The 17,943-nt window shown below is 74.4% G+C and carries 19 protein-coding genes; 8 read left to right on the top strand and 11 right to left on the bottom strand.

The genetic code is table 11. From position 1 onward, the window contains the following. Nucleotides 1–268 precede the first annotated feature (268 nt). From NXY84_RS14735 to NXY84_RS14725, 3 genes are all read right to left on the bottom strand, one after another. Nucleotides 269–601, bottom strand: coding sequence for a DUF202 domain-containing protein (locus tag NXY84_RS14735; RefSeq protein WP_258723815.1), 333 nt, complete (start codon nucleotides 599–601; stop codon nucleotides 269–271). Next, nucleotides 598–969 carry a YidH family protein gene (locus tag NXY84_RS14730; RefSeq protein WP_258723814.1) on the bottom strand — a complete coding sequence of 124 codons (372 nt, stop codon included), beginning with the start codon at nucleotides 967–969 and terminating at the stop codon, nucleotides 598–600. Before NXY84_RS14730 ends, NXY84_RS14735 begins: the two co-directional genes overlap by 4 nt. Before the next feature lie 232 nt (nucleotides 970–1,201). Further along, nucleotides 1,202–1,951, bottom strand: a complete 750-nt coding sequence (locus tag NXY84_RS14725; protein WP_258723813.1) for a YggS family pyridoxal phosphate-dependent enzyme — start codon at nucleotides 1,949–1,951, stop codon at nucleotides 1,202–1,204. Nucleotides 1,952–2,050: 99 nt separating this feature from the next. Here NXY84_RS14725 and NXY84_RS14720 point away from each other — a divergent pair, with 99 nt between their 5' ends. After that, complete coding sequence (locus NXY84_RS14720) at nucleotides 2,051–2,449, top strand: YccF domain-containing protein (protein WP_258723812.1); 399 nt, start codon at nucleotides 2,051–2,053, stop codon at nucleotides 2,447–2,449. Between the two features lie 9 nt (nucleotides 2,450–2,458). Here the strand turns inward: NXY84_RS14720 and ybaK are convergent, their stop codons facing one another. From ybaK to NXY84_RS14705, 3 genes are all read right to left on the bottom strand, one after another. Next, complete coding sequence (ybaK, locus tag NXY84_RS14715) at nucleotides 2,459–2,956, bottom strand: Cys-tRNA(Pro) deacylase (RefSeq protein WP_258723811.1); 498 nt, start codon at nucleotides 2,954–2,956, stop codon at nucleotides 2,459–2,461. Nucleotides 2,957–3,106: 150 nt separating this feature from the next. After that, nucleotides 3,107–3,685: a VIT1/CCC1 transporter family protein gene (locus tag NXY84_RS14710; protein ID WP_258723810.1), complete on the bottom strand. Its 579-nt coding sequence runs from the start codon at nucleotides 3,683–3,685 to the stop codon at nucleotides 3,107–3,109. A 129-nt stretch (nucleotides 3,686–3,814) separates the two neighbouring features. Next, nucleotides 3,815–4,318 (bottom strand): pyridoxamine 5'-phosphate oxidase family protein, encoded by a 504-nt coding sequence (locus NXY84_RS14705; RefSeq protein ID WP_258723809.1) that lies wholly within the window; start codon nucleotides 4,316–4,318, stop codon nucleotides 3,815–3,817. 153 nt (nucleotides 4,319–4,471) lie between these two features. Here NXY84_RS14705 and NXY84_RS14700 point away from each other — a divergent pair, with 153 nt between their 5' ends. After that, entirely contained in the window at nucleotides 4,472–5,290 is an 819-nt protein-coding gene (locus tag NXY84_RS14700) for a CPBP family intramembrane glutamic endopeptidase (protein WP_258723808.1), read from the top strand. Nucleotides 5,291–5,347: 57 nt separating this feature from the next. Here NXY84_RS14700 and NXY84_RS14695 read toward each other — a convergent pair whose 3' ends face one another. Next, nucleotides 5,348–7,963 carry a DEAD/DEAH box helicase gene (locus NXY84_RS14695; protein WP_258723807.1) on the bottom strand — a complete coding sequence of 872 codons (2,616 nt, stop codon included), beginning with the start codon at nucleotides 7,961–7,963 and terminating at the stop codon, nucleotides 5,348–5,350. 80 nt (nucleotides 7,964–8,043) lie between these two features. On the opposite strand from NXY84_RS14695, the gene ppk2 reads away from it, so the two are divergent. Then, a complete protein-coding gene (gene ppk2 / locus NXY84_RS14690) occupies nucleotides 8,044–8,943 on the top strand; it encodes a polyphosphate kinase 2 (RefSeq protein WP_258723806.1) in 900 nt (299 codons plus the stop codon). Nucleotides 8,944–8,979: 36 nt separating this feature from the next. Here ppk2 and NXY84_RS14685 read toward each other — a convergent pair whose 3' ends face one another. From NXY84_RS14685 to NXY84_RS14675, 3 genes are all read right to left on the bottom strand, one after another. Further along, a complete protein-coding gene (locus NXY84_RS14685; RefSeq protein ID WP_258723805.1) occupies nucleotides 8,980–10,455 on the bottom strand; it encodes an alanine/glycine:cation symporter family protein in 1,476 nt (491 codons plus the stop codon). Nucleotides 10,456–10,519: 64 nt separating this feature from the next. Beyond that, a complete protein-coding gene (locus tag NXY84_RS14680; protein WP_258723804.1) occupies nucleotides 10,520–11,551 on the bottom strand; it encodes a S66 family peptidase in 1,032 nt (343 codons plus the stop codon). Between the two features lie 447 nt (nucleotides 11,552–11,998). Then, the gene (locus NXY84_RS14675; protein WP_396126239.1) at nucleotides 11,999–12,910 is read right to left on the bottom strand and encodes a 3-methyladenine DNA glycosylase; all 912 of its coding nucleotides are present in this window, start codon (nucleotides 12,908–12,910) and stop codon (nucleotides 11,999–12,001) included. Between the two features lie 125 nt (nucleotides 12,911–13,035). Between NXY84_RS14675 and NXY84_RS14670 the strand changes: the two genes are divergently transcribed. The 3 genes from NXY84_RS14670 (at nucleotide 13,036) to NXY84_RS14660 (ending at nucleotide 14,921) form a co-directional block, all read left to right on the top strand. Continuing rightward, nucleotides 13,036–13,422 carry a DUF1304 domain-containing protein gene (locus NXY84_RS14670; RefSeq protein WP_258723803.1) on the top strand — a complete coding sequence of 129 codons (387 nt, stop codon included), beginning with the start codon at nucleotides 13,036–13,038 and terminating at the stop codon, nucleotides 13,420–13,422. Between the two features lie 102 nt (nucleotides 13,423–13,524). Further along, nucleotides 13,525–14,193 (top strand): pyridoxine/pyridoxamine 5'-phosphate oxidase, encoded by a 669-nt coding sequence (locus tag NXY84_RS14665; RefSeq protein WP_258723802.1) that lies wholly within the window; start codon nucleotides 13,525–13,527, stop codon nucleotides 14,191–14,193. Further along, complete coding sequence (locus tag NXY84_RS14660; RefSeq protein ID WP_258723801.1) at nucleotides 14,166–14,921, top strand: maleylpyruvate isomerase family mycothiol-dependent enzyme; 756 nt, start codon at nucleotides 14,166–14,168, stop codon at nucleotides 14,919–14,921. Before NXY84_RS14665 ends, NXY84_RS14660 begins: the two co-directional genes overlap by 28 nt. A gap of 3 nt (nucleotides 14,922–14,924) precedes the next feature. Here NXY84_RS14660 and NXY84_RS14655 read toward each other — a convergent pair whose 3' ends face one another. Beyond that, nucleotides 14,925–16,124, bottom strand: a complete 1,200-nt coding sequence (locus NXY84_RS14655; protein WP_258723800.1) for a heparan-alpha-glucosaminide N-acetyltransferase domain-containing protein — start codon at nucleotides 16,122–16,124, stop codon at nucleotides 14,925–14,927. 123 nt (nucleotides 16,125–16,247) lie between these two features. Here NXY84_RS14655 and NXY84_RS14650 point away from each other — a divergent pair, with 123 nt between their 5' ends. After that, entirely contained in the window at nucleotides 16,248–17,069 is an 822-nt protein-coding gene (locus tag NXY84_RS14650; RefSeq protein WP_396126238.1) for a methyltransferase domain-containing protein, read from the top strand. 82 nt (nucleotides 17,070–17,151) lie between these two features. Continuing rightward, entirely contained in the window at nucleotides 17,152–17,937 is a 786-nt protein-coding gene (locus NXY84_RS14645) for a fumarylacetoacetate hydrolase family protein (protein WP_258723799.1), read from the top strand. Nucleotides 17,938–17,943 lie beyond the last annotated feature (6 nt).

Below are 17,943 nucleotides of genomic sequence, written 5' to 3'. Positions count from 1 at the left end.
GTCAAGCGTGCTTGACTCGGAATGGTGACAAGGATGCTTGACACCTCGTCGGCTGTCAAGCGACCTTGACACGGTTCGGACGCGGCCCGCAGACCGGGCCGCGTCGGCTCCGGGCTCTCCGGGCTCTCCGCGCGCTCCAGGTGCTCCGGACGTTCCGGGCGCTTCGGCGCCGCCTGCGCTCCGGGTGCTGGGGGCGCTCCGCGCAACCCGTCGCGTCGTCGTTCGTCGGTCCCCGCGGTCGGAGCTGCCCGCACCGGCCACGCTCGGTTCAGGGCCCGTCGCGCAGCACGAACGCCACCGCGACGGCCCCGAGCAGCAGCGCGGCGCCCGCGCACGCCGTCACGAGCCGCCCGCCCCGGTGCGTCCGGTCGGAGCGCCGGTGCGCGACGACGGCGAGCGACCCCGCCAGCACGACCCCGACCGCGGCCAGCCACCACGCCCCCACCCCGAGCCCGGGCGCCAGCAGCCGTCCGGCGACGAGCGACCCGGTCGCGAGGGCCAGCGCGGTCCGCCGCCATGCGAGCGCCGTGCGCTCGGGCTGCAGGCCGGGCGGCGGAGCGGGCCGGGCGGCGGGCGGAGCGGTCGGCGGCTCGGCGCTCATGCCGCCAGCAGCCCCACGAGCAGCAGGACCCCGGTGACGAGCAGCCCCAGCCCGAGCGGGCCCGCCAGGACGGGCGGCGGCAGCGGGCGCGCCAGCCGGAGCGCCCGCTCGGCGCGCGCCCACCCGACCCAGGCCTGGACCGGCGCGAGCGCTCCGAGGGCGACGAGCACGAGCGCCGCCGCGGAGCGGGCCCACGGCTCGACCGGCACCGCGAGCGCCTCGAGGGCGACCCCGCTCGCCAGCAGCGCGAGCGACGTCCGGATCCAGGCCAGGAAGGTGCGCTCGTTCGCGAGCGAGAAGCGCGCGTCGGGCTCCGCGCCGGCTCCGTAGACCCAGTGCGGGAAGCGGGTGCGGGGTGCGCTGCTCATGGACCACATCTTCACCCGCGGGACACCGCGCGTGGCGCGGGCGTATCAGCACCGGTCCGGGATGCTCCTCCCGGGGACAGGTCGGCGACGCCGGCCGCACCGGTGCCGCGCGCGCCGGGGAGGGACGAGGGGGAGCCGTGGACGAGCTGGAGCGTGCGCTGCGCCGCATGGAGGTGCTGCACCGGCGGCACCTGGCCACGACCCGCCCGCGCAGCCGCGCGCTGCGGACCGGTCAGAGCGTCCGGCTGCCGAACACCGCGGTGCCGATCCGCACGACCGTCGCGCCCTCGGCGACCGCGAGCTCGAGGTCCCCGCTCATCCCCATCGACAGGCCGGTCGCCCCGGCGGTGCCCGGTGCCCCGGAGGCGACGAGGTCGTCCCGCAGCGAGCGCAGCCGCGCGTAGCCGGCTCGGACCAGGCCGGGGTCGCTGGAGTTGGCGCCGATCGTCATGAGCCCGCGCAGGTGCAGCGCCGGGAGCACCGCGACGGCGGTCGCGAGCCCGAGCGCCTCCTCCGGCGGGGTGCCGCGCTTGGTCGGCTCGCCGGAGACGTTGACCTGGACCAGCACGTCGAGCTCCCGCGCGGTCGCGACGCACCGCTCGGAGAGGCGCTGCGCCAGCTCGAGCGTGTCGACGCTCTCGACGCAGGTCGCCCACCGCAGCGCGTGGTTCACCTTGTTCGACTGCAGCGGGCCGATGAGGTGCAGCTCGGCCGTGAGGTCCGCCAGCACGGGCGCTTTCGCGACGAGCTCCTGGACCCGGTTCTCCCCGAGCAGCACCGGTGACCCGGCGCCCCCCGCGCGCACGTCGGCGGCGTCCGCCTCGACGGCCGCGCGCACGAGCTCGGCCGGCACGGTCTTGGTCGCGAGCAGCAGGCGCACGGAACCGGGGTCGCGGCCGGCCGCCCCCTCCGCCTCGCGCAGCCGCGCCCGGACCTCACGCAGGCGTGCGGTCACGCCGGCGCGCGCGTCGTCGAGGGTCATGGCAGGACACCCTAGACCGGGGCCCGCACGCACGAGACCCGGGTCCGGCCAGGGTCCTCCCCGATCCCGGGGGGTCACGCGGTGCGGGACAGTGGAGGCGTGAACACGCTCCTCAACCTCATCTGGCTCGTCTTCGCCGGGCTCTGGCTCGCGCTCGGCTACGTCGTCGCCGGCATCGTGTGCTGCGTGCTGGTCGTGACGATCCCCTTCGGCATCGCCTCGTTCCGGATCGCGAGCTACGTGCTGTGGCCGTTCGGGCGCACGGTCGTCGACAAGCCCGGCGCGGGCGCGTGGTCGACGCTCGGCAACGTGATCTGGGTCCTCGTCGCGGGGATCTGGCTCGCGATCGGGCACGTCCTGACGGCCGTGCCGCTGTTCGTGTCCATCATCGGCATCCCGATGGGCATCGCGAACCTCAAGCTGATTCCCGTCTCGCTCCTGCCGCTCGGCAAGGAGATCGTCCCGACGTCGCACCCGTTCGCCGCCGCGGGTCGCTGACCCGAGCGCCTAGTCGCGTGCGATGTCCGCGACCGTCGCGTCCGTGAGGCGCACGAGGTCCGCGGGGGCGAGCTCGACGTCGAGGCCCCGCCGGCCGCCCGAGACGAGCACGGTGTCGAACAGCCAGACGGTCTCGTCGACGACGGTCGGGTGGGGGGTCTTCTGGCCGAGCGGCGAGATCCCGCCGGCGACGTAGCCCGTGGCGCGCTCGGCGGCGGCGCGCTCGGCCATCGCGGCCTTCTTGCCGCCCGCCGCGTGCGCGAGCGCCTTGAGGTCGAGCTTCCCCGTGACGGGGACGACGGCGACGGTGAGCGTGCCGTCGACGCTCGTCATGAGGGTCTTGAAGACCTGCTCGGGCGGGACGCCGAGCGCCTGGGCGGCCTCCAGGCCGTACCCGACGTCGCTCGCGGGGTCGTGCTCGTACGGGTGCGCGGTGTGCGCGACGCCGGCCGCGGCGAGCGCGACGAGCGCGGGGGTGCCCGACGGCGCGGGCTTCTTCGGTGCCACGGCGGAAGCCTAGCCAGCGGCGAGATGGCTCATCGGGCTCCCGGGTGCCCGTGCCGTGGACCCGGGTGCGGCGCCGCGGTCGGTCCTGCCGGGCGCGTCACCCCCGGGCCGCCTCGCTCGGGCCCGCCGGGGTCGAGCCGTCCGCGGGCGTCAGACCGCGATGCCGACCAGCAGCCCGACGCCGTAGGTGACGGCCATCGCGAGCCCGCCGCCGAGCACGTTGCGGCGCACGGCCGGGCCGGACGCCGAGCCGCCGAGGCGTGCGCTCACGTGCCCGGTCAGCGCGAGCGCCAGCACCACCGCGGCGAACGTCGCGGGCACGCGTGCCCCGGCCGGAGCAGTGAGGACCACCAGCAGGGGGACGAGCCCACCGGCGACGAAGGCGACCAGTGAGGCGCCCGCGGCGTGCCACGCGCTCGTCAGGTGCGGCTCGCCGTCGCCCACGCCGCCGGCAGCGCGCGACCGCTCGGCGTCGCGCTGGCTGCTCACCGAGACGTACTCGCCCGACGCCATCGAGAGCGCCCCCGCGACGAGCCCCGCGGCGCCGGCGATCGCGACGGCCGGGACCGACGGAGTGGCGGCCGCGACGCCCACGACCATCGCGGCGATCGACACGATGCCGTCGTTGGCCCCGAGGACCCCTGCGCGCAGCCAGTTGAGCCGCGACGCGAAGTCGGTGTCGAACGCGGGGAGCGACGGCAGGACCGTGGGCGACGGGTGCGTGGTCATGACCTCACGGTAGGAGTCCCGCCACGATCTGTCATCGCAGGTTTGCCTGCCCTGACCTGGGCAGACGCAGGACTGCCTTACCTCGGTGCCGCCCGCCGAGCGGCCCGTCGCACCGGCTCGGAGGCCCCGTCAGAGCTCGACGGACCGGTTCTCGCCGATGTCCGGCTGGCCCCCGGAGACCGCCGCCTTCGCGATCTTGAACACCTTGACGACGTTCGGGGTGTCGTCGCTCCAGTACTCCGCGGACTCGGGCACGACGCGCAGCAGCGCGACCGTCGGGTCGTCCTTGCCCTCGGGGAACCAAGCCGAGACCTGCGGCGACCACAGCTCGTCGATCTTGGCGCGGTCGTGCACGAGCTCGGCGCGCCCGGCGATGGACAGGAAGCCCTTGTCCGACTCGAACGCCGCGTTGACCTGAGGGTGCGTGCGGATGTCGTCGACCTTGCGGCTCGGGTCCTGCGTGAAGAACCACAGCTCGCCGTCGTAGTCGGCGTCCTGGACCGCGAGCGGACGGCTGTGCAGGTGCCCGTCGAGCGTCGTCGTCGTCAGCAGCGCGATCTTGGCGGCCTTCACGATCGCTGCGATGGTCGTCAGGTCGTCGTCGGACGCCTCGTTGGTCGTCGGTGCGGTCATCGTCGTCCTCCACGTCGTCGGTGTGCTCCTCACGCTAGGTCGTGGCCCGGCAGCGGGCGCGGCGAGCCCTCCCCGGCACCGGGCGGCCGGACCCGCCGCACCCGGCGCGTCGGTCCGCCGGGCGCGGGCGCCGGGTCGTGGCACGCTGTCCCGGTGACCGCGACGCCGACGCTGCAGGACGAGCGTGCGGCCCTCAGCTGGAAGCTGCCCCCCGTGCTGCTGCTGTGCGCGTCGGCGGTCCTGCTGTTCGGCGTCCAGCACGTCGCCGGGTACGTGACGCTCGCCGCGGCCGTCGCGCTCGCGGCGGTCGTCGACCGCGAGCTCGCCCGGCACCTCGTGCTCGTCGCCGCGGGACTGACGATCATCAGCCTCGTCCCGCTCGACGCGGACCTGAGCATCAGCCACATGGCGCTCATGGGCTCCGCGCTCGCGCTCGCGGTGCTCGTCCCGTGGGCCGTCTCGCGGTTCGTGTACCGCGAGGACCTCATCCGCTTCCCGGTCCGCACCGGGAAGCCCTGGCCGCTGCCCGCGCGGCTGTACCTGCTGCTCGTCGTGCTGCTCGGGTACCTGATCCTGCCGTTCTACCTCATCCGGACCGGGGTCTACACGAACTGGCCGGACGCCTCGGACCCCACGATCTTCGTGCGCCTGTTCCTCGGCGTGAACGCGGTCGGGATCTGGGACGAGCTGTTCTTCGTGTGCACCACGTTCACGCTGCTACGGCGGCACTTCCCCGACTGGCTCGCGAACCTGCTGCAGGCGGTGGTGTTCGCGTCGTTCCTGTGGGAGATCGGCTACCAGGCGTGGGGGCCGCTGCTGACGTACCCGTTCGCGCTGCTGCAGGGGTACACGTTCAAGCTCACGAAGTCGCTGACGTACGTGGTGTCGGTGCACCTGCTGTTCGACCTCGTGCTCTTCCTCGCGCTCGTGCACGCGCACAACCGCGAGTGGCTGCCGATCTTCCTGTACTGACGCACCCCGGCGCCGGCCTCGCGCCGGACCGCGAGGTCCCGGGCCGGGCCGCCCGGCTCAGAGCCGCCCGACCGCCACGACGGTCAGGACGACCTCCCCGACGGCGTCGCTCGCCGCGAGGTCGACGACCGCGTCGATGCGCCAGTCGTGGTCGCCGGCCGGGTCGTCGAGCACCTGGCGGACCTCCCACGTGCCCGCGACCGCGCCGGCGGGGAGCTCGTGGCCGGGTGCGGAGCGGTCGACGACGGTGAAGAGCGCGGGCCCGCGCGCGGGTGCGCCGGTGAGGACCTCGTCGTGGTCGTCGTAGTACGGGTCCAGCGCCCGGGCCCACCGGTCGGCGTCCCACGCCTCGCCGTCGGCGTCCTTGTCGCCCAGCGCCGCGAGCGCCCCGTACGCCTCGCGCGCCGCGAGCTCGACGCGGCGGAACAGCGCGCCCCGCACGAGCGCGCGGAACGCCCGCGGGTTGGCCGTGACCGGCGGAGGAGCGTCGTCCTCGACAGCGGTCAGCTCGCCGTCGGGTCCGCGCTCGTCGAGCGGGTTGCGCAGCCGCTCCCACTCGTCGAGCAGGCTCGAGTCGGTGCGCCGCACGAGCTCGCCGAGCCACTCGACGATCTCGTGGAGCTCCTCGGTGCGGGCCTCCTCGGGGACCGTCTGGCGCAGCGCGCGGTACGCGTCGGCGAGGTACCGCAGCAGCACGCCCTCGGTGCGGTCGAGCGTGTACGTCGAGACGTACTCGGGGAACGTCATCGCGCGCTCGTGCATCTCGCGGACGACCGACTTCGGCGACAGCTCGTGGTCGGCGACCCACGGGTTCGTCTGCTTGTACGTGTGGAACGTCGCCGTCAGGACCTCCGCCAGCGGGCGCGGGTAGGACACGTCCTCGAGCAGCGCCATGCGCTCCTCGTACTCGATGCCGTCGGCCTTCATCGCCGCGACCGCCTCGCCGCGTGCTTTGTTCTCCTGCGCCGCGAGCACCTGGCGCGGGTCGTCGAGCGTCGCCTCGATGACGGACACCACGTCGTGCGCGTAGGCCGGGTCGTCGCGGTCGAGCAGGTCGAGCGCCGCGAACGCGAACGGCGACAGCGGCTGGTTGAGCGCGAAGTTCGCGGGCACGTCGACGGTGAGACGCACGGTGCGCCGGGTGCGGTCCCCGAGGTCGGCCCCGCCCGCCGTGGCCGGGACGGCGACGCGCTCGACGACGCCCGCGGTGCGCAGCGAGCGGTACACCGAGACGGCCTGGCGCACGTGCCGGCCGCGGGCGCTCTCGGGCTCGTGGTTGTCGGTGAGCAGCCGGGTCATGGCCGCGACCGGGTCGCCCTCGCGCGCGAGGACGTTGAGCACCATCGCGTGGCTCACCGCGAAGCTCGACGTCAGTGGCTCGGGCGGCGCGTCGCGCAGGCGCTCGAACGTCTTGTCCGTCCAGTTGACCGCGCCCTCGGGAGCCTTCTTGCGGACGATCTTCTTGAGCTTCTTCGGGTCGTCGCCGGCGCGCTCGAGCAGCTTGCGGTTCTCGATCACGTGCTCCGGGGCGAGCACGATGACCTCCCCGACGGTGTCGTAGCCCGCGCGTCCGGCCCGCCCGGCGATCTGGTGGAACTCGCGCGCGGACAGGTGGCGCATGCGCACGCCGTCGTACTTCACGAGCGACGTGAGCACGACCGTGCGGATCGGGACGTTGATGCCGACGCCGAGGGTGTCCGTGCCGCAGACGACCTGGAGCAGGCCCTTCTGCGTGAGGCGCTCGACGACCCGGCGGTACTTGGGCAGCATCCCCGCGTGGTGGATGCCGACGCCGTGGCGCAGCAGCCGGGACAGCGTCCGCCCGAAGCCCGGGCCGAACCGGAACGCCCCGAGCTCGTCGGCGATGCGGTCGCGGTGCTCGCGGCTCGCGAGGTTCATCGACAGCAGCGCTTGCGCGCGCTCGACGGCCTCCTTCTGCGTGAAGTGCACGACGTACACGGGGGCCCGGCGCGTGCGCACGAGCTCCTCGAGCAGCTCGTGCAGCGGCTCGACGGCGTACGTGAACGTCAGCGGGACGGGCCGCTCGGCGTCGGCGATCACCGCGACGGGCTCGCCGGTCCGGCGGGTGAGGTCCTCGGCGAAGAACGCGACGTCCCCGAGCGTCGCCGACATGAGCAGGAACTGGGCTCGGGGCAGCTCGAGCAGCGGCACCTGCCACGCCCAGCCGCGCTGCGGGTCGGCGTAGAAGTGGAACTCGTCCATGACGACCTGGCCGGCGTCGGTCCCGGCCCCGTGCCGCAGCGCCTGGTTCGCGAGGATCTCGGCGGTGCAGCAGATGATCGGGGCGTCGGCGTTGACCGCGGAGTCGCCCGTCATCATCCCGACGTTCTCCGAGCCGAACGCCTCGACGAGCGCGAAGAACTTCTCGCTCACGAGCGCCTTGAGCGGCGCCGTGTAGAACGTCCGGCGGCCCTGCGCGAGCGCGACGAAGTGTGCGGCGATCGCGACGAGCGACTTCCCCGAGCCGGTCGGCGTCGAGAGGATCACGTGCGAGCCCGTCACGAGCTCGAGCAGCGCCTCCTGCTGGTGCGGGTAGAGCGCGAGGCCCTGCTCGCTCGCCCAGCCGGTGAACGCGTCGTACAGCGCGTCGGGGTCGTGGGGGTCGGCCGGGACACGCTCGGCGAGGGTCAGCGGGCGGTCGGCGTCAGGCACCGGGCCATCCTCCCAGGCCCGCAGGTCCGCACGGTCCGCGTCGGGGAGCGCGCCGGCGTCGTCGGCGCTAGCGTCCGGACATGGGAACCACGGACAGCCGCCAGCGTGACGGGCAGGACGCGCACGCCAAGAAGGCCGCGAAGCAGGCCGAGAAGCAGCGGCGCGGGCCGAAGATCGACAACGACGTCTACGAGGCCGAGCTGTTCCGCCTCCAGGCCGAGCTCGTCAAGGTCCAGCAGTGGGTCCGGGCGACCGGTGCCCGCGTCGTCGTCGTCTTCGAGGGACGCGACGCGGCCGGCAAGGGCGGCACGATCAAGCGGATCACCGAGTACCTCAGCCCTCGCATCGTGCGGATCGCGGCGCTGCCGGCGCCGACCGAGCGCGAGCGCGGCCAGTGGTACTACCAGCGCTACATCGCCCAGCTCCCCGCGGCGGGCGAGATCGTGCTGTTCGACCGGTCCTGGTACAACCGCGCGGGCGTCGAGCGCGTCATGGGGTTCTGCACGCCGCAGGAGTACTCGCGGTTCATGCGCCAGACGCCGATCTTCGAGCAGATGCTCGTCGAGGACGGCATCCTGCTGCGCAAGTACTGGTTCTCGGTGTCCGACGAGGAGCAGCTCAAGCGCTTCCGCTCGCGCCTGTCCGACCCGGTGCGGCAGTGGAAGCTCAGCCCGATGGACCTCGAGTCGATCAACCGGTGGGAGGACTACTCGCGGGCCAAGGACGAGATGCTCGTGCACACCGACGTGCCCTCGAGCCCCTGGTACGTCGTGGAGTCGGACATCAAGAAGCACGCCCGGCTCAACATGATGGCCCACCTGCTCTCGACGATCCCGTACGAGGACGTCCCGCACGAGAAGGTCGAGCTGCCCGACCGCCCGAAGGCGTCGAGCGGCTACGAGCGCCCGCCGCGCGAGCTGTCGACGTACGTGCCCGACCACACCGCGTCGCTGCTCGGCGACCCGGAGCGGGACGCCTGAGGGGGTCCGCCGGGACGACCGCCGTGACCGCCGGCGTCAGATCGTCGCCCGCGCCACCTCGTCCCGGGGCTCGGAGGTCCACACGCTGTCCGTGAGGTCCCGCGGCAGGTCGTCGTTCCCCGTCGTGCGGAACACGGGGTCGACCCCCGCGTGGAGCTGACGCTCGAAGTCGCGCAGCGCGCCGAGCGCCCACCGGCCGAGCAGCACGATCGCCACGAGGTTGACGAGCGCCATGAGCCCCATCGCGACGTCCGCGAGCGCCCACACGGCCTCGAGCTCGAGCACCGCCCCGGCCCCCACGACGGCGACGACGACGAGCCGGAACACCGTCAGGGCGACGCGGTGCGCGCGCAGGTAGCTCATGTTGACCTCGGCGTAGGAGTAGTTGCCGAGCACCGAGGAGAACGCGAAGACGAACACGAGCACGGTCATGAGCCACGTCGTGCCGCTGCCGAGCTCGTGCGCGACCGCGGCCTGGGTGAGCGACGCGCCGTCGGTCGTCGACCCGGGCGTGTACACCGCGTCGCCCGCGAACAGGATGATGAAGGCGGTCGCCGAGCACACGACGATCGTGTCGACGAACACCCCGAGCGACTGGATGAGGCCCTGCTTGACCGGGTGGCTCGTCGTCGCGGTCGCGGCGGCGTTCGGGGCGCTGCCCATGCCCGCCTCGTTCGAGAACAGCCCGCGCTTGGCGCCGTTGAGCAGCGCCGCTGCGAGGCCGCCGGTGATGCCGGCCGCGGCCTCGCCGACGCCGAACGCCGCGGTCACGATGTCGGCCAGCACGTCGCCGACCCGGCCGATGTTCAGGGCGATGATCACGAGCGCGAGCAGGACGTACGCGAGCGCCATCGCGGGGAGCATGACCTCGGCGACCTTCGCGATGCGGCGCACGCCCCCGAACACCACGGGCGCCGTGAGCGCCATGAGCCCGAGCGCCGACCAGCCGGTGCTGACGCCGTGCCCGCCCCGCAGGACGTCCGCGATCGTGTTCGCCTGGACCATGTTGAACGCGATGCCGAACGTGCCGATGAGCAGCACCGCGAACACGATGCCGCCGCGGCGCGAGCCGAGTCCCCGCTCGATGTAGAACGCGGGACCGCCACGGAAGCTCCCGTCCGGCGAGCCGACCTTGAAGATCTGCGCGAGCGTCGCCTCGACCAGCGCCGTGGCCATCCCCACGAGCGCGACGACCCACATCCAGAAGATCGCACCCGGGCCACCGAGCGTCAGCGCGATCGCGACCCCGGCGATGTTCCCCGTGCCGACCCGGGACGCCAGCCCCACGCAGAAGGCCTGGAACGACGAGATGCCCCCGGCCGAGCCGCCCCGGGACGAGAGGATCTGGCGCAGCATGCGCGGGAACAGCCGCACCTGCACGAACCTCGTGCGGATCCCGAAGTACACGCCGACCCCGAGCAGCACGTAGACGAGCACGTACGTCCACAGGAAGCCCGACACCGGGTCGATCAGGTTCTGCTGGATGAAGTCCACGTCGCGCCCCCCGCTCACGGATCACGCCATCGTGCCCCCGCCGGGCGGGACGCGCGAGGCGCGAGAGCGCAGCACGGGTGGACTACACGAGCTCCTGCACGAGCGAGCGCTCGTCGCCCCGCCACGTGAGCGTCGCGAGCGCGCCGTTGACGAGCGTCATCTGCGGCGGCACGTGCCCGCAGTCGACGTCCGCGACGACCGGGACACCGAGGCCCCCGAGCGCGTCGCGCACCGCGTCGTGCTGCGTGAAGCCGGGGGAGTCCGGCGCGCTCGTGCGCCCGACCAGGACGGCGGACGCGTCGTCGAACCAGCCCGCGAGCCGCAGCCCGTGCAGCCGCCGAGCAGTGCTGAACGCGGTGTCCTCGGACGCCTCGACGTAGACCACGAGACCCTCGGGCGCGTGCGCGCGGGCGAACCCGGGGACGTCGCCGTACGGGCTGCCGGCCAGGTGCGTGATGGTCTCGAGGCAGCCGCCGACGAGGCGCCCGCGCGCGACGACGTCACCCGCACCGCCGTCGAGCCGGACCCAGGCCGAGGGCGTGTCCAGCGTGTACCGGTCGACGTGGGGGTGCGCCACGACGTCGTCCCACCCGCCCCCGACGTGCTGCGCGGACGGCCCCTGGCGCAGCGGGGCGCCCGCCGGTGCCCGGACCACGTCGAGCCACGGCAGGAGCGGCGCGGGGGTCGTGTAGGGCAGCTCCATGAGCGCCGGTCCGTGCACGGTCGCGACACCGGTGCGCAGCGTCATCGCGGTGAGCAGGGTCGAGGTGTCCGAGAAGCCTACGAACCACGTCGGCCGCGCGGCGGCGACCGCGTCCCAGTCGAGCAGGTCGACGAGGTCGATCGCGAGCACGCCTCCCCACGGCGGGACGACGGCGCGCACAGCCGGGTCGACGAGCATCGCGGTCAGCTCGGCGGCGCGGTGGGCGGCCGGGGCGCTGACCACGCCGTCGCCGTCGAGGCACTCGCCGAGCACGACCTCGAGACCGCGGGCCTCGAGCTCGCGCAGCGCGCGGTCGAGGCGCGGTCGGAACCGTGCGGCGACGCCTGCGGAGGGGGCCGTCACCGCGACGCGGTCACCGGGCGCGAGGGGGTCGGGGTAGCGCACGCTCATGGGCAGATCCTGGCAGGGCACGCACCCGCTGGTCATCTGAACACATGACCAAGAATGTCGCCACCGCTGCAGCGATGTTTCCGGAAGAAATCCCGACCGCTCCCGCGGGGAGTTTCGCGCGACCCGCACGAGATTCCGGGAGAACGCGCGAAGCCCGGCGCGGCCCGGCGGTGCGGGGCCGCGCCGGGCTTCGAAGCCTGGCGTCGGTGCTGGTCAGATGCGCACGCGGCGCGGGTTGCTCACGCTCGTGAAGCTGATCTCGTCGCGCTCGTCGGTCGCGGTGGTCATCTCGTCGGTGCTCGTCATCTCCATGGCCCCTCCCATGTCGGTGGTCGATGTGCAGCAAGTATTACCGACAATTCCCCGCGGTGCGCTGCCTCGTGATGAACGTCACGTAAAAGGTCCGTTTCGCGTTTCTGCGTCGCGCCGGGCCGGGCGAGCAGGTCCTCAGGACGCGAGCGCCGGGTCCGCGTCGAGCACGCCGCCCGCCACGGCGAGCAGCCGCGCGCGCAGGACGGCCGCCCGCTCGGCGAACCCCCGCTGCCGCCGCACGTACTCGGCCTTCCCCGCGGCGGTCTCGATCGCGACCGGCCGCTCCCCGAGCGAGCTCACGTCGTACGGCGACGCCTGCATGTCGAGCGTGCGGACGTCCCGGGCGAGCTCGAAGCAGTCGAGCACGAGCTCGCCGGGCACCGCGGGGCCCAGCTTGGACGCCCACTTGAACAGGTCCATGTTGGCGTGCAGGCACCCCGGCTGCTCGTGGTCGACCTGCTCCGCCCGGCTCAGCAGCGCCCGGTTGCGCGGCACCGCGTCGGGCGTGAAGAAGCGGAACGCGTCGAAGTGCGTGCACTGCAGCGGCAGCTGCTCGACCACCGCGTCGGTGCCGTCCCGGCCGAGGCGCAGCGGCAGCGTGTGCCGGCGGCGCTCGTCGTCCTGGCGGTAGACCATCGCCCACTCGTGCAGCCCCAGGCAGCCCGTGGACGCCGGGCGGGCCGCGGTCCGCGCGAGCAGGGTGCGGACGAACGCGACCGTGTCCCGGCGCTCGGCGAGGAACGCCCCGGTGTCGAGGGCGACGACGCCGCCGGGGTCGGTGCGGTACCAGCGCCACGCCGCGTGCTCCGCCGGGCCGGCCGGTGTCGGGGCGAGCGCGGTGCCGGCTCCCGGGTGCCACCGGCGCAGGAGCGCGGGCTTGGTCCCGTAGTAGTCGTACAGGAAGTCGTCGATCGCGTGGCGCTCGCCGGCCGCCCGCCGGGCGCGGTGCGCCTGCGTCAGCGCGTCGGCGCGGGCAGCGTGCTCGCGGGCGCGGCCGACCCACGCCTCGGCGGGCAGCACGAGGTGCGCGGGTGCGGTCGGTTCCACGGGTCCAGGGTAGGTCGGCCGGGGGGACCGGGCTCCGAGCCGGGTCGGGACCGGGTGGACCTGAGGCCGGCGCCGGGGTCGCCCGGCGGCCCCGGGGGCACGGCCGGGGAGAGGATGCTGTCCGCATGCTCCTGACCCTCGCCCTCGTCCTCGCCGCGATCGCCGCCGCGGTCCACGTCGTGATCTTCGTGCTCGAGTCGGTGCGCTTCGAGCGCCCCGAGGTCCACGGGCGCTTCCGCACGCGGACGGAGGATGTCGAGGCCGTGCGCCCGTGGGCCTACAACCAGGGCTTCTACAACCTGTTCCTCGCCGTCGGCGCGTTCGTCGGGGTCGTGCTCGCGGCAGCCGGCTCGCGCGACGTCGGAGCGGCCCTCGTCCTGCTCGCGTGCGGCTCGATGGCGGCCGCCGCCCTCGTGCTCGTCCGGACGGACCGCCGGATGGCGCGCGCCGCCCTGACCCAGGGCCTGTTCCCGGCGCTCGCGGTCGTCCTGACGGTCGCCGCACTCGTGTGACCTGCTCTTCCGCCGACGGGCGCCCGCCGGAGATACTGACCGGGTGACGCACCCCGGCGTGGCCCCCCGTCCCCTCGGCGCGTCGCCCCACGCGTGCACGCCATGAGCGCCTCGGCGGACCCGACGCTCCGCGAACGGCTGCGCCGTGCCCCGGCGTTCGGCGCCGACCTGCCGGCGTTCGAGCCCGACGAGGCCCCTGCGGACCCGCACGCGCTCTTCGAGGAGTGGGTGCTCGGCGCCATCGACGCGGGCGCGCCGGCGCCGCAGGCCATGACGCTCTCGACGCGCGGGGCCGACGGCACGGTCTCGGCGCGGGTCGTGGTGCTCAAGGACGTGACCGCCGACGGCTGGCACTTCGCGACCGATGCGCGCAGCCGCAAGATCCACGACCTCACCGCGGACGCCACGGTCGCCGCGAGCTTCTACTGGCCGACCCTCGCCCGGCAGGTCCGGATCACGGGGTGGGCGCACGCGATGGGGGCCGCGGCGTCGGCCGCCGACTTCCTCGAGCGCTCCCCGGCGTCGCGCGGCGCGGCGCTCGCAACCCGGCCCGGCGAGCCGCTCGGCTCGCACGCCGAGCTCGTGACGGCGATCGCCGACGCGACGGCACGCGCCGACGAGGACCGCGAGCTCGTGCTGCCCGAGTGGCAGGTCTGGGTCGTGGTGCCCGAGGAGGTCGAGTTCTGGCAGGGCAGCCCCGAGCGGGCGCACGTGCGCGTGGTGTACCGGAGGGAGGCGGCGGGATGGACCCGGACGAGGTTGTGGCCCTGACACCGGCAGAGCAGTCGGACGCGGTGGGGCGGGGGGTGGTCGCGGACGTCGTGCGCCTGCGCCGCACGCTCGAGGAGGTGCTCGCCCGGCTGACCGACGCCGAGGTCGCGGCACCCTCGCGGCTCCCCGGGTGGACGCGCGGGCACGTGCTCGCACACCTGGCGGGCGTCGGCTCGGGGGCGGCGCGCCAGCTCGAGCACGCCCGCGCGCGCCGGCTCGTGGACTTCTACGACGGTGGACGCCCGGCGCGGGACGCCGCGATCGAGGCGGGTGCCGGTGCGTCGGCCGAGGTGCACGCGCGCGACGTGCTCGCGGCGGCGCTCCGGGTCGAGTCGGCGCTCGCGGCCCTGGGGCCCGAGGACTGGGACGCCCCGACGCGGTACCGCGACCAGCCGGCGACCGCCGTCGCGCACGCCTGGTGGCGTGAGCTCGCGATCCACCTGGTCGACCTCGATCTCGCCGTCGGGCACGACGCCTGGTCGCCCGCGCTGCTCGACCACCTCGTCGAGTTCCTCGCGCCGCGCGTGCCGGACGGCGTGCTGGTCGCGCTCGTCCCGGGGGGCGGTGCCTCGCGGTGGGAGCTCGGCGACGGCGCGCTCGTGCGCGTGCACGCCGAGCGCGCGGAGGACCTCGTCGCCTGGCTCGCCGGGCGGGAGCCGTCGCGGCCGGTCACGGCGGAGCGTGACGGCGAGCCCGCCAGCCTCCCGGAGCTCGGTCCTTGGCCGTGACGGTCAGCCTCCCGGAGCGCGGCCCCGCGCGCTGAGCGGTGCTGCGGCGTCGCCCGGGTGCGCGGCGTCCGACGTGGTCCGGGGTGCTCCCGACGGCGGGCCCGCCGCGGTCGTCGACGGGAGCCCGCCGGCCCGAGGGGACGTGCGGTCGCCGTCCGACGCGCGGCGCACGGGGGAGTCGGCACCGAGGTCGCTCGCGCGCGTCGAGACCGCGTGCAGCAGGCGCTCGAACGGCCCCCGCCCGAGCGTCGCGCGCCACAGGGTGCACGCGACGACGGTCACCGCGAGGAACGTCAGCCACACCCGGTCGGTCGGCTCCCACACGACGTCGTCGCCGAGCGCCGCGATCACGGCGACGTGCACCGTGTACGCCGTGAGGGCGAGCGCGCCGGTCGCGGCGAGCGGGTTCGTCAGGCGCGGCCAGCGGTCCGCGACGACGAGGCACACCGCGAGCCCGGCGACCGCGACGCCGGTGTTGGCGACCACCTCGAACGTCGTGCCCGCGTGCGGCTCGGTCGTGAGGTAGCGGCCGGGGCCGACCTCGGGTCGCGCCCCGGGGACGAGCCTCATCAGCACCGCCGACGCCAGGTGGGCCAGCAGCGCGACCCCCGTGCCGCCGAGCAGCAGGGCGCGGCGCACGTGCGCCGCGGTGAGGTCCAGGCGTCCGACCGCGAGCCCGGCGAGCACGTAGGCGGTCCAGATGCCCGCGGGGTAGTAGTGCCCGACGACGAGGTTCGTCAGCGCAGTCGCCTTCTCGTGCTCGACGAGCCAGTCGCCGACGCGGAACGTCACGGGAGGCCCCACGACGGCCACGACGGCCGCCGCGGCGAGCAGCGCACGAGCGGACCAGCCGAGGAAGCCGATCGCGACGGCGAAGTAGACGCCGTACGCGGGCAGGATCACCGCGACGGGGGTCCCGAGCGCGACGAGCACGACCCCGAGCGCGACGAGCAGGACACCGCGCACGAGCACCCGGAGCCGGGCCTGCACGCGCCGCACGCCGTCGACGGGTCGCGCGCCGCCGGACAGCAGCGCGACCGAGAGCCCGGCGAGCACGACGAACGCGGCGGCCGAGCGCCCGTCGGCGACCTGCACGGCGCCGCGCGGCCACGGGTCGCCGGCGGCACCGGGAGCGAGGTGCGCGGTGAACATCCCGAGCACCGCGAGCCCGCGCGCGACGTCGACGCCGGAGATCCGCTGCATCGGGTCACGGTACCGCCGGCGCCTGGGCGGGTCCTGGGCGAGGGCGGGCCCGCCGGTCTCAGCACGCGGACTTTCCCGTTCCGGTGCTTGAAACGGGCCCCGGGTCCGCGTCTACAGTGCGGGGTGAGCATCGAGTCGCCCCAGGACGTCTACACGCACGGGCACCACGAGAGCGTGCTGCGCTCGCACCGCTGGCGCACCGCCGAGAACTCTGCCGCCTATCTCCTCCCGTCGCTCCAGCCCGGTCAGCGGCTGCTCGACGTGGGCTGCGGCCCCGGCACCATCACGATCGACCTCGCGTCGCGCGTCAGCCCCGGCGACGTCGTCGGCATCGACCGGTCGGCCAAGGTCATCGAGGCCGCGCGCGAGGCGGCCACCGAGGCGGACGCGGCGAACGTCACGTTCGAGGTCGGCGACGTGTACGCGCTGCCCTACGAGGACGCGAGCTTCGACGTCGTGCACGCCCACCAGGTGCTCCAGCACCTCGTCGACCCCATCGCAGCGCTGCGCGAGATCCGCCGCGTCACGCGCCCGGGCGGCATCGTCGCGGTGCGCGACGCCGACTACGCCGCGATGACCTGGTACCCACCGTCGGCCGGGCTCGACGAGTGGCTGACGCTCTACCACGAGGTCACGCAGGCGAACCACGCCGAGGCCGACGCCGGCCGCCGTCTGCTCAGCTGGGTGCGCCAGGCCGGGTTCGACCCCGCCGGCATCGCGCCGTCGGCCGGCGTGTGGTGCTACGCGACGCCCGAGGACCGCACGTGGTGGTCGAGCCTGTGGGCGGACCGCGCGGTCGCGTCGAACTTCGCGGCGCAGGCGATCGCGCACGGCCTCGCCGACGAGGTCGCGCTCGAGCACCTGTCGGACGCCTGGCGCGAGTGGGGGACCGCCGAGGACGGCTGGTTCTCGATCGTGCACGGCGAGGTGCTCGCGCGCGCCTGACGTGCAGCGGGGTGCCGCGGCCCGCCGGCCGCGCGGCTCCCGGGACACGGCTCCGGGCGCGACGCCCGACTAGGGTGGGCGCGTGCGTATCGCGAGATTCACGACCGGTGACGACCCCCGCTACGCCCTCGTCGAGGGCGACCCGGGCTCCGAGCAGCTCGTCGTCCTCACGGGGGACCCGATCTACACGCCGGTCCAGCCGACGGGCGAGCAGGTCCCGCTCGACGACGACCGCGTGCGGCTGCTCGCGCCGGTGATCCCGCGCTCGAAGATCATCGGCGTCGGCCGCAACTACGCCGCGCACGCCGCCGAGATGGGCAACGACCTGCCCGTCGCGCCGCTGCTGTTCCTCAAGCCGAACACCTCGGTGATCGGCCCGGACGACCCGATCGTCCTGCCCACGTGGACCGAGCACGTCGACCACGAGGCCGAGCTCGCCGTGGTCATCGGCAAGGTCACCAAGGACGTCGCGCCCGAGCACGCGCTCGGCCAGGTCTTCGGGTTCACGGTCGCGAACGACGTGACCGCGCGCGACATCCAGCGCACCGACGACCAGTGGGCACGTGCCAAGGGCTTCGACACGTCGTGCCCGATCGGCCCGTGGGTCGTCCCCGGCCTCGACGTCGACGACCTCGCCGTGCGTGCCCGGGTCAACGGCGAGGTCCGCCAGGACGGGCGCACGTCGCAGCTCATCTTCGACGTCGCCTACCTGATCTCGTACATCTCCGAGGTCTTCACGCTGCTGCCCGGCGACGTGATCCTCACCGGGACGCCCGCGGGCGTCGGGCCGATCGTGGACCGAGACATCGTCGAGTGCGAGATCGAGGACATCGGCACGCTGCGCAACCCGGTCCTGCGCCGGAGCTGACGGCCG

This window comes from Cellulomonas sp. NS3 (assembly GCF_024757985.1).
Classification (GTDB): domain Bacteria; phylum Actinomycetota; class Actinomycetes; order Actinomycetales; family Cellulomonadaceae; genus Cellulomonas_A.
This window is presented reverse-complemented; position numbering and strand designations above follow the sequence as displayed.

Bases quoted from the DNA above. Each gene is read 5' to 3' on its own strand.
- NXY84_RS14660 (WP_258723801.1), top strand. From the start codon at position 14,166: ATGGACCCGGACGAGGTTGTGGCCCTGACACCGGCAGAGCAGTCGGAC.
- NXY84_RS14665 (WP_258723802.1), top strand. From the start codon at position 13,525: ATGAGCGCCTCGGCGGACCCGACGCTCCGCGAACGGCTGCGCCGTGCC.
- NXY84_RS14670 (WP_258723803.1), top strand. From the start codon at position 13,036: ATGCTCCTGACCCTCGCCCTCGTCCTCGCCGCGATCGCCGCCGCGGTC.
- NXY84_RS14730 (WP_258723814.1), bottom strand. From the start codon at position 969: ATGAGCAGCGCACCCCGCACCCGCTTCCCGCACTGGGTCTACGGAGCC.
- NXY84_RS14705 (WP_258723809.1), bottom strand. From the start codon at position 4,318: ATGACCGCACCGACGACCAACGAGGCGTCCGACGACGACCTGACGACC.
- NXY84_RS14680 (WP_258723804.1), bottom strand. From the start codon at position 11,551: ATGAGCGTGCGCTACCCCGACCCCCTCGCGCCCGGTGACCGCGTCGCG.
- NXY84_RS14725 (WP_258723813.1), bottom strand. From the start codon at position 1,951: ATGACCCTCGACGACGCGCGCGCCGGCGTGACCGCACGCCTGCGTGAG.
- NXY84_RS14735 (WP_258723815.1), bottom strand. From the start codon at position 601: ATGAGCGCCGAGCCGCCGACCGCTCCGCCCGCCGCCCGGCCCGCTCCG.
- NXY84_RS14710 (WP_258723810.1), bottom strand. From the start codon at position 3,685: ATGACCACGCACCCGTCGCCCACGGTCCTGCCGTCGCTCCCCGCGTTC.
- ppk2 (WP_258723806.1), top strand. From the start codon at position 8,044: ATGGGAACCACGGACAGCCGCCAGCGTGACGGGCAGGACGCGCACGCC.
- NXY84_RS14655 (WP_258723800.1), bottom strand. From the start codon at position 16,124: ATGCAGCGGATCTCCGGCGTCGACGTCGCGCGCGGGCTCGCGGTGCTC.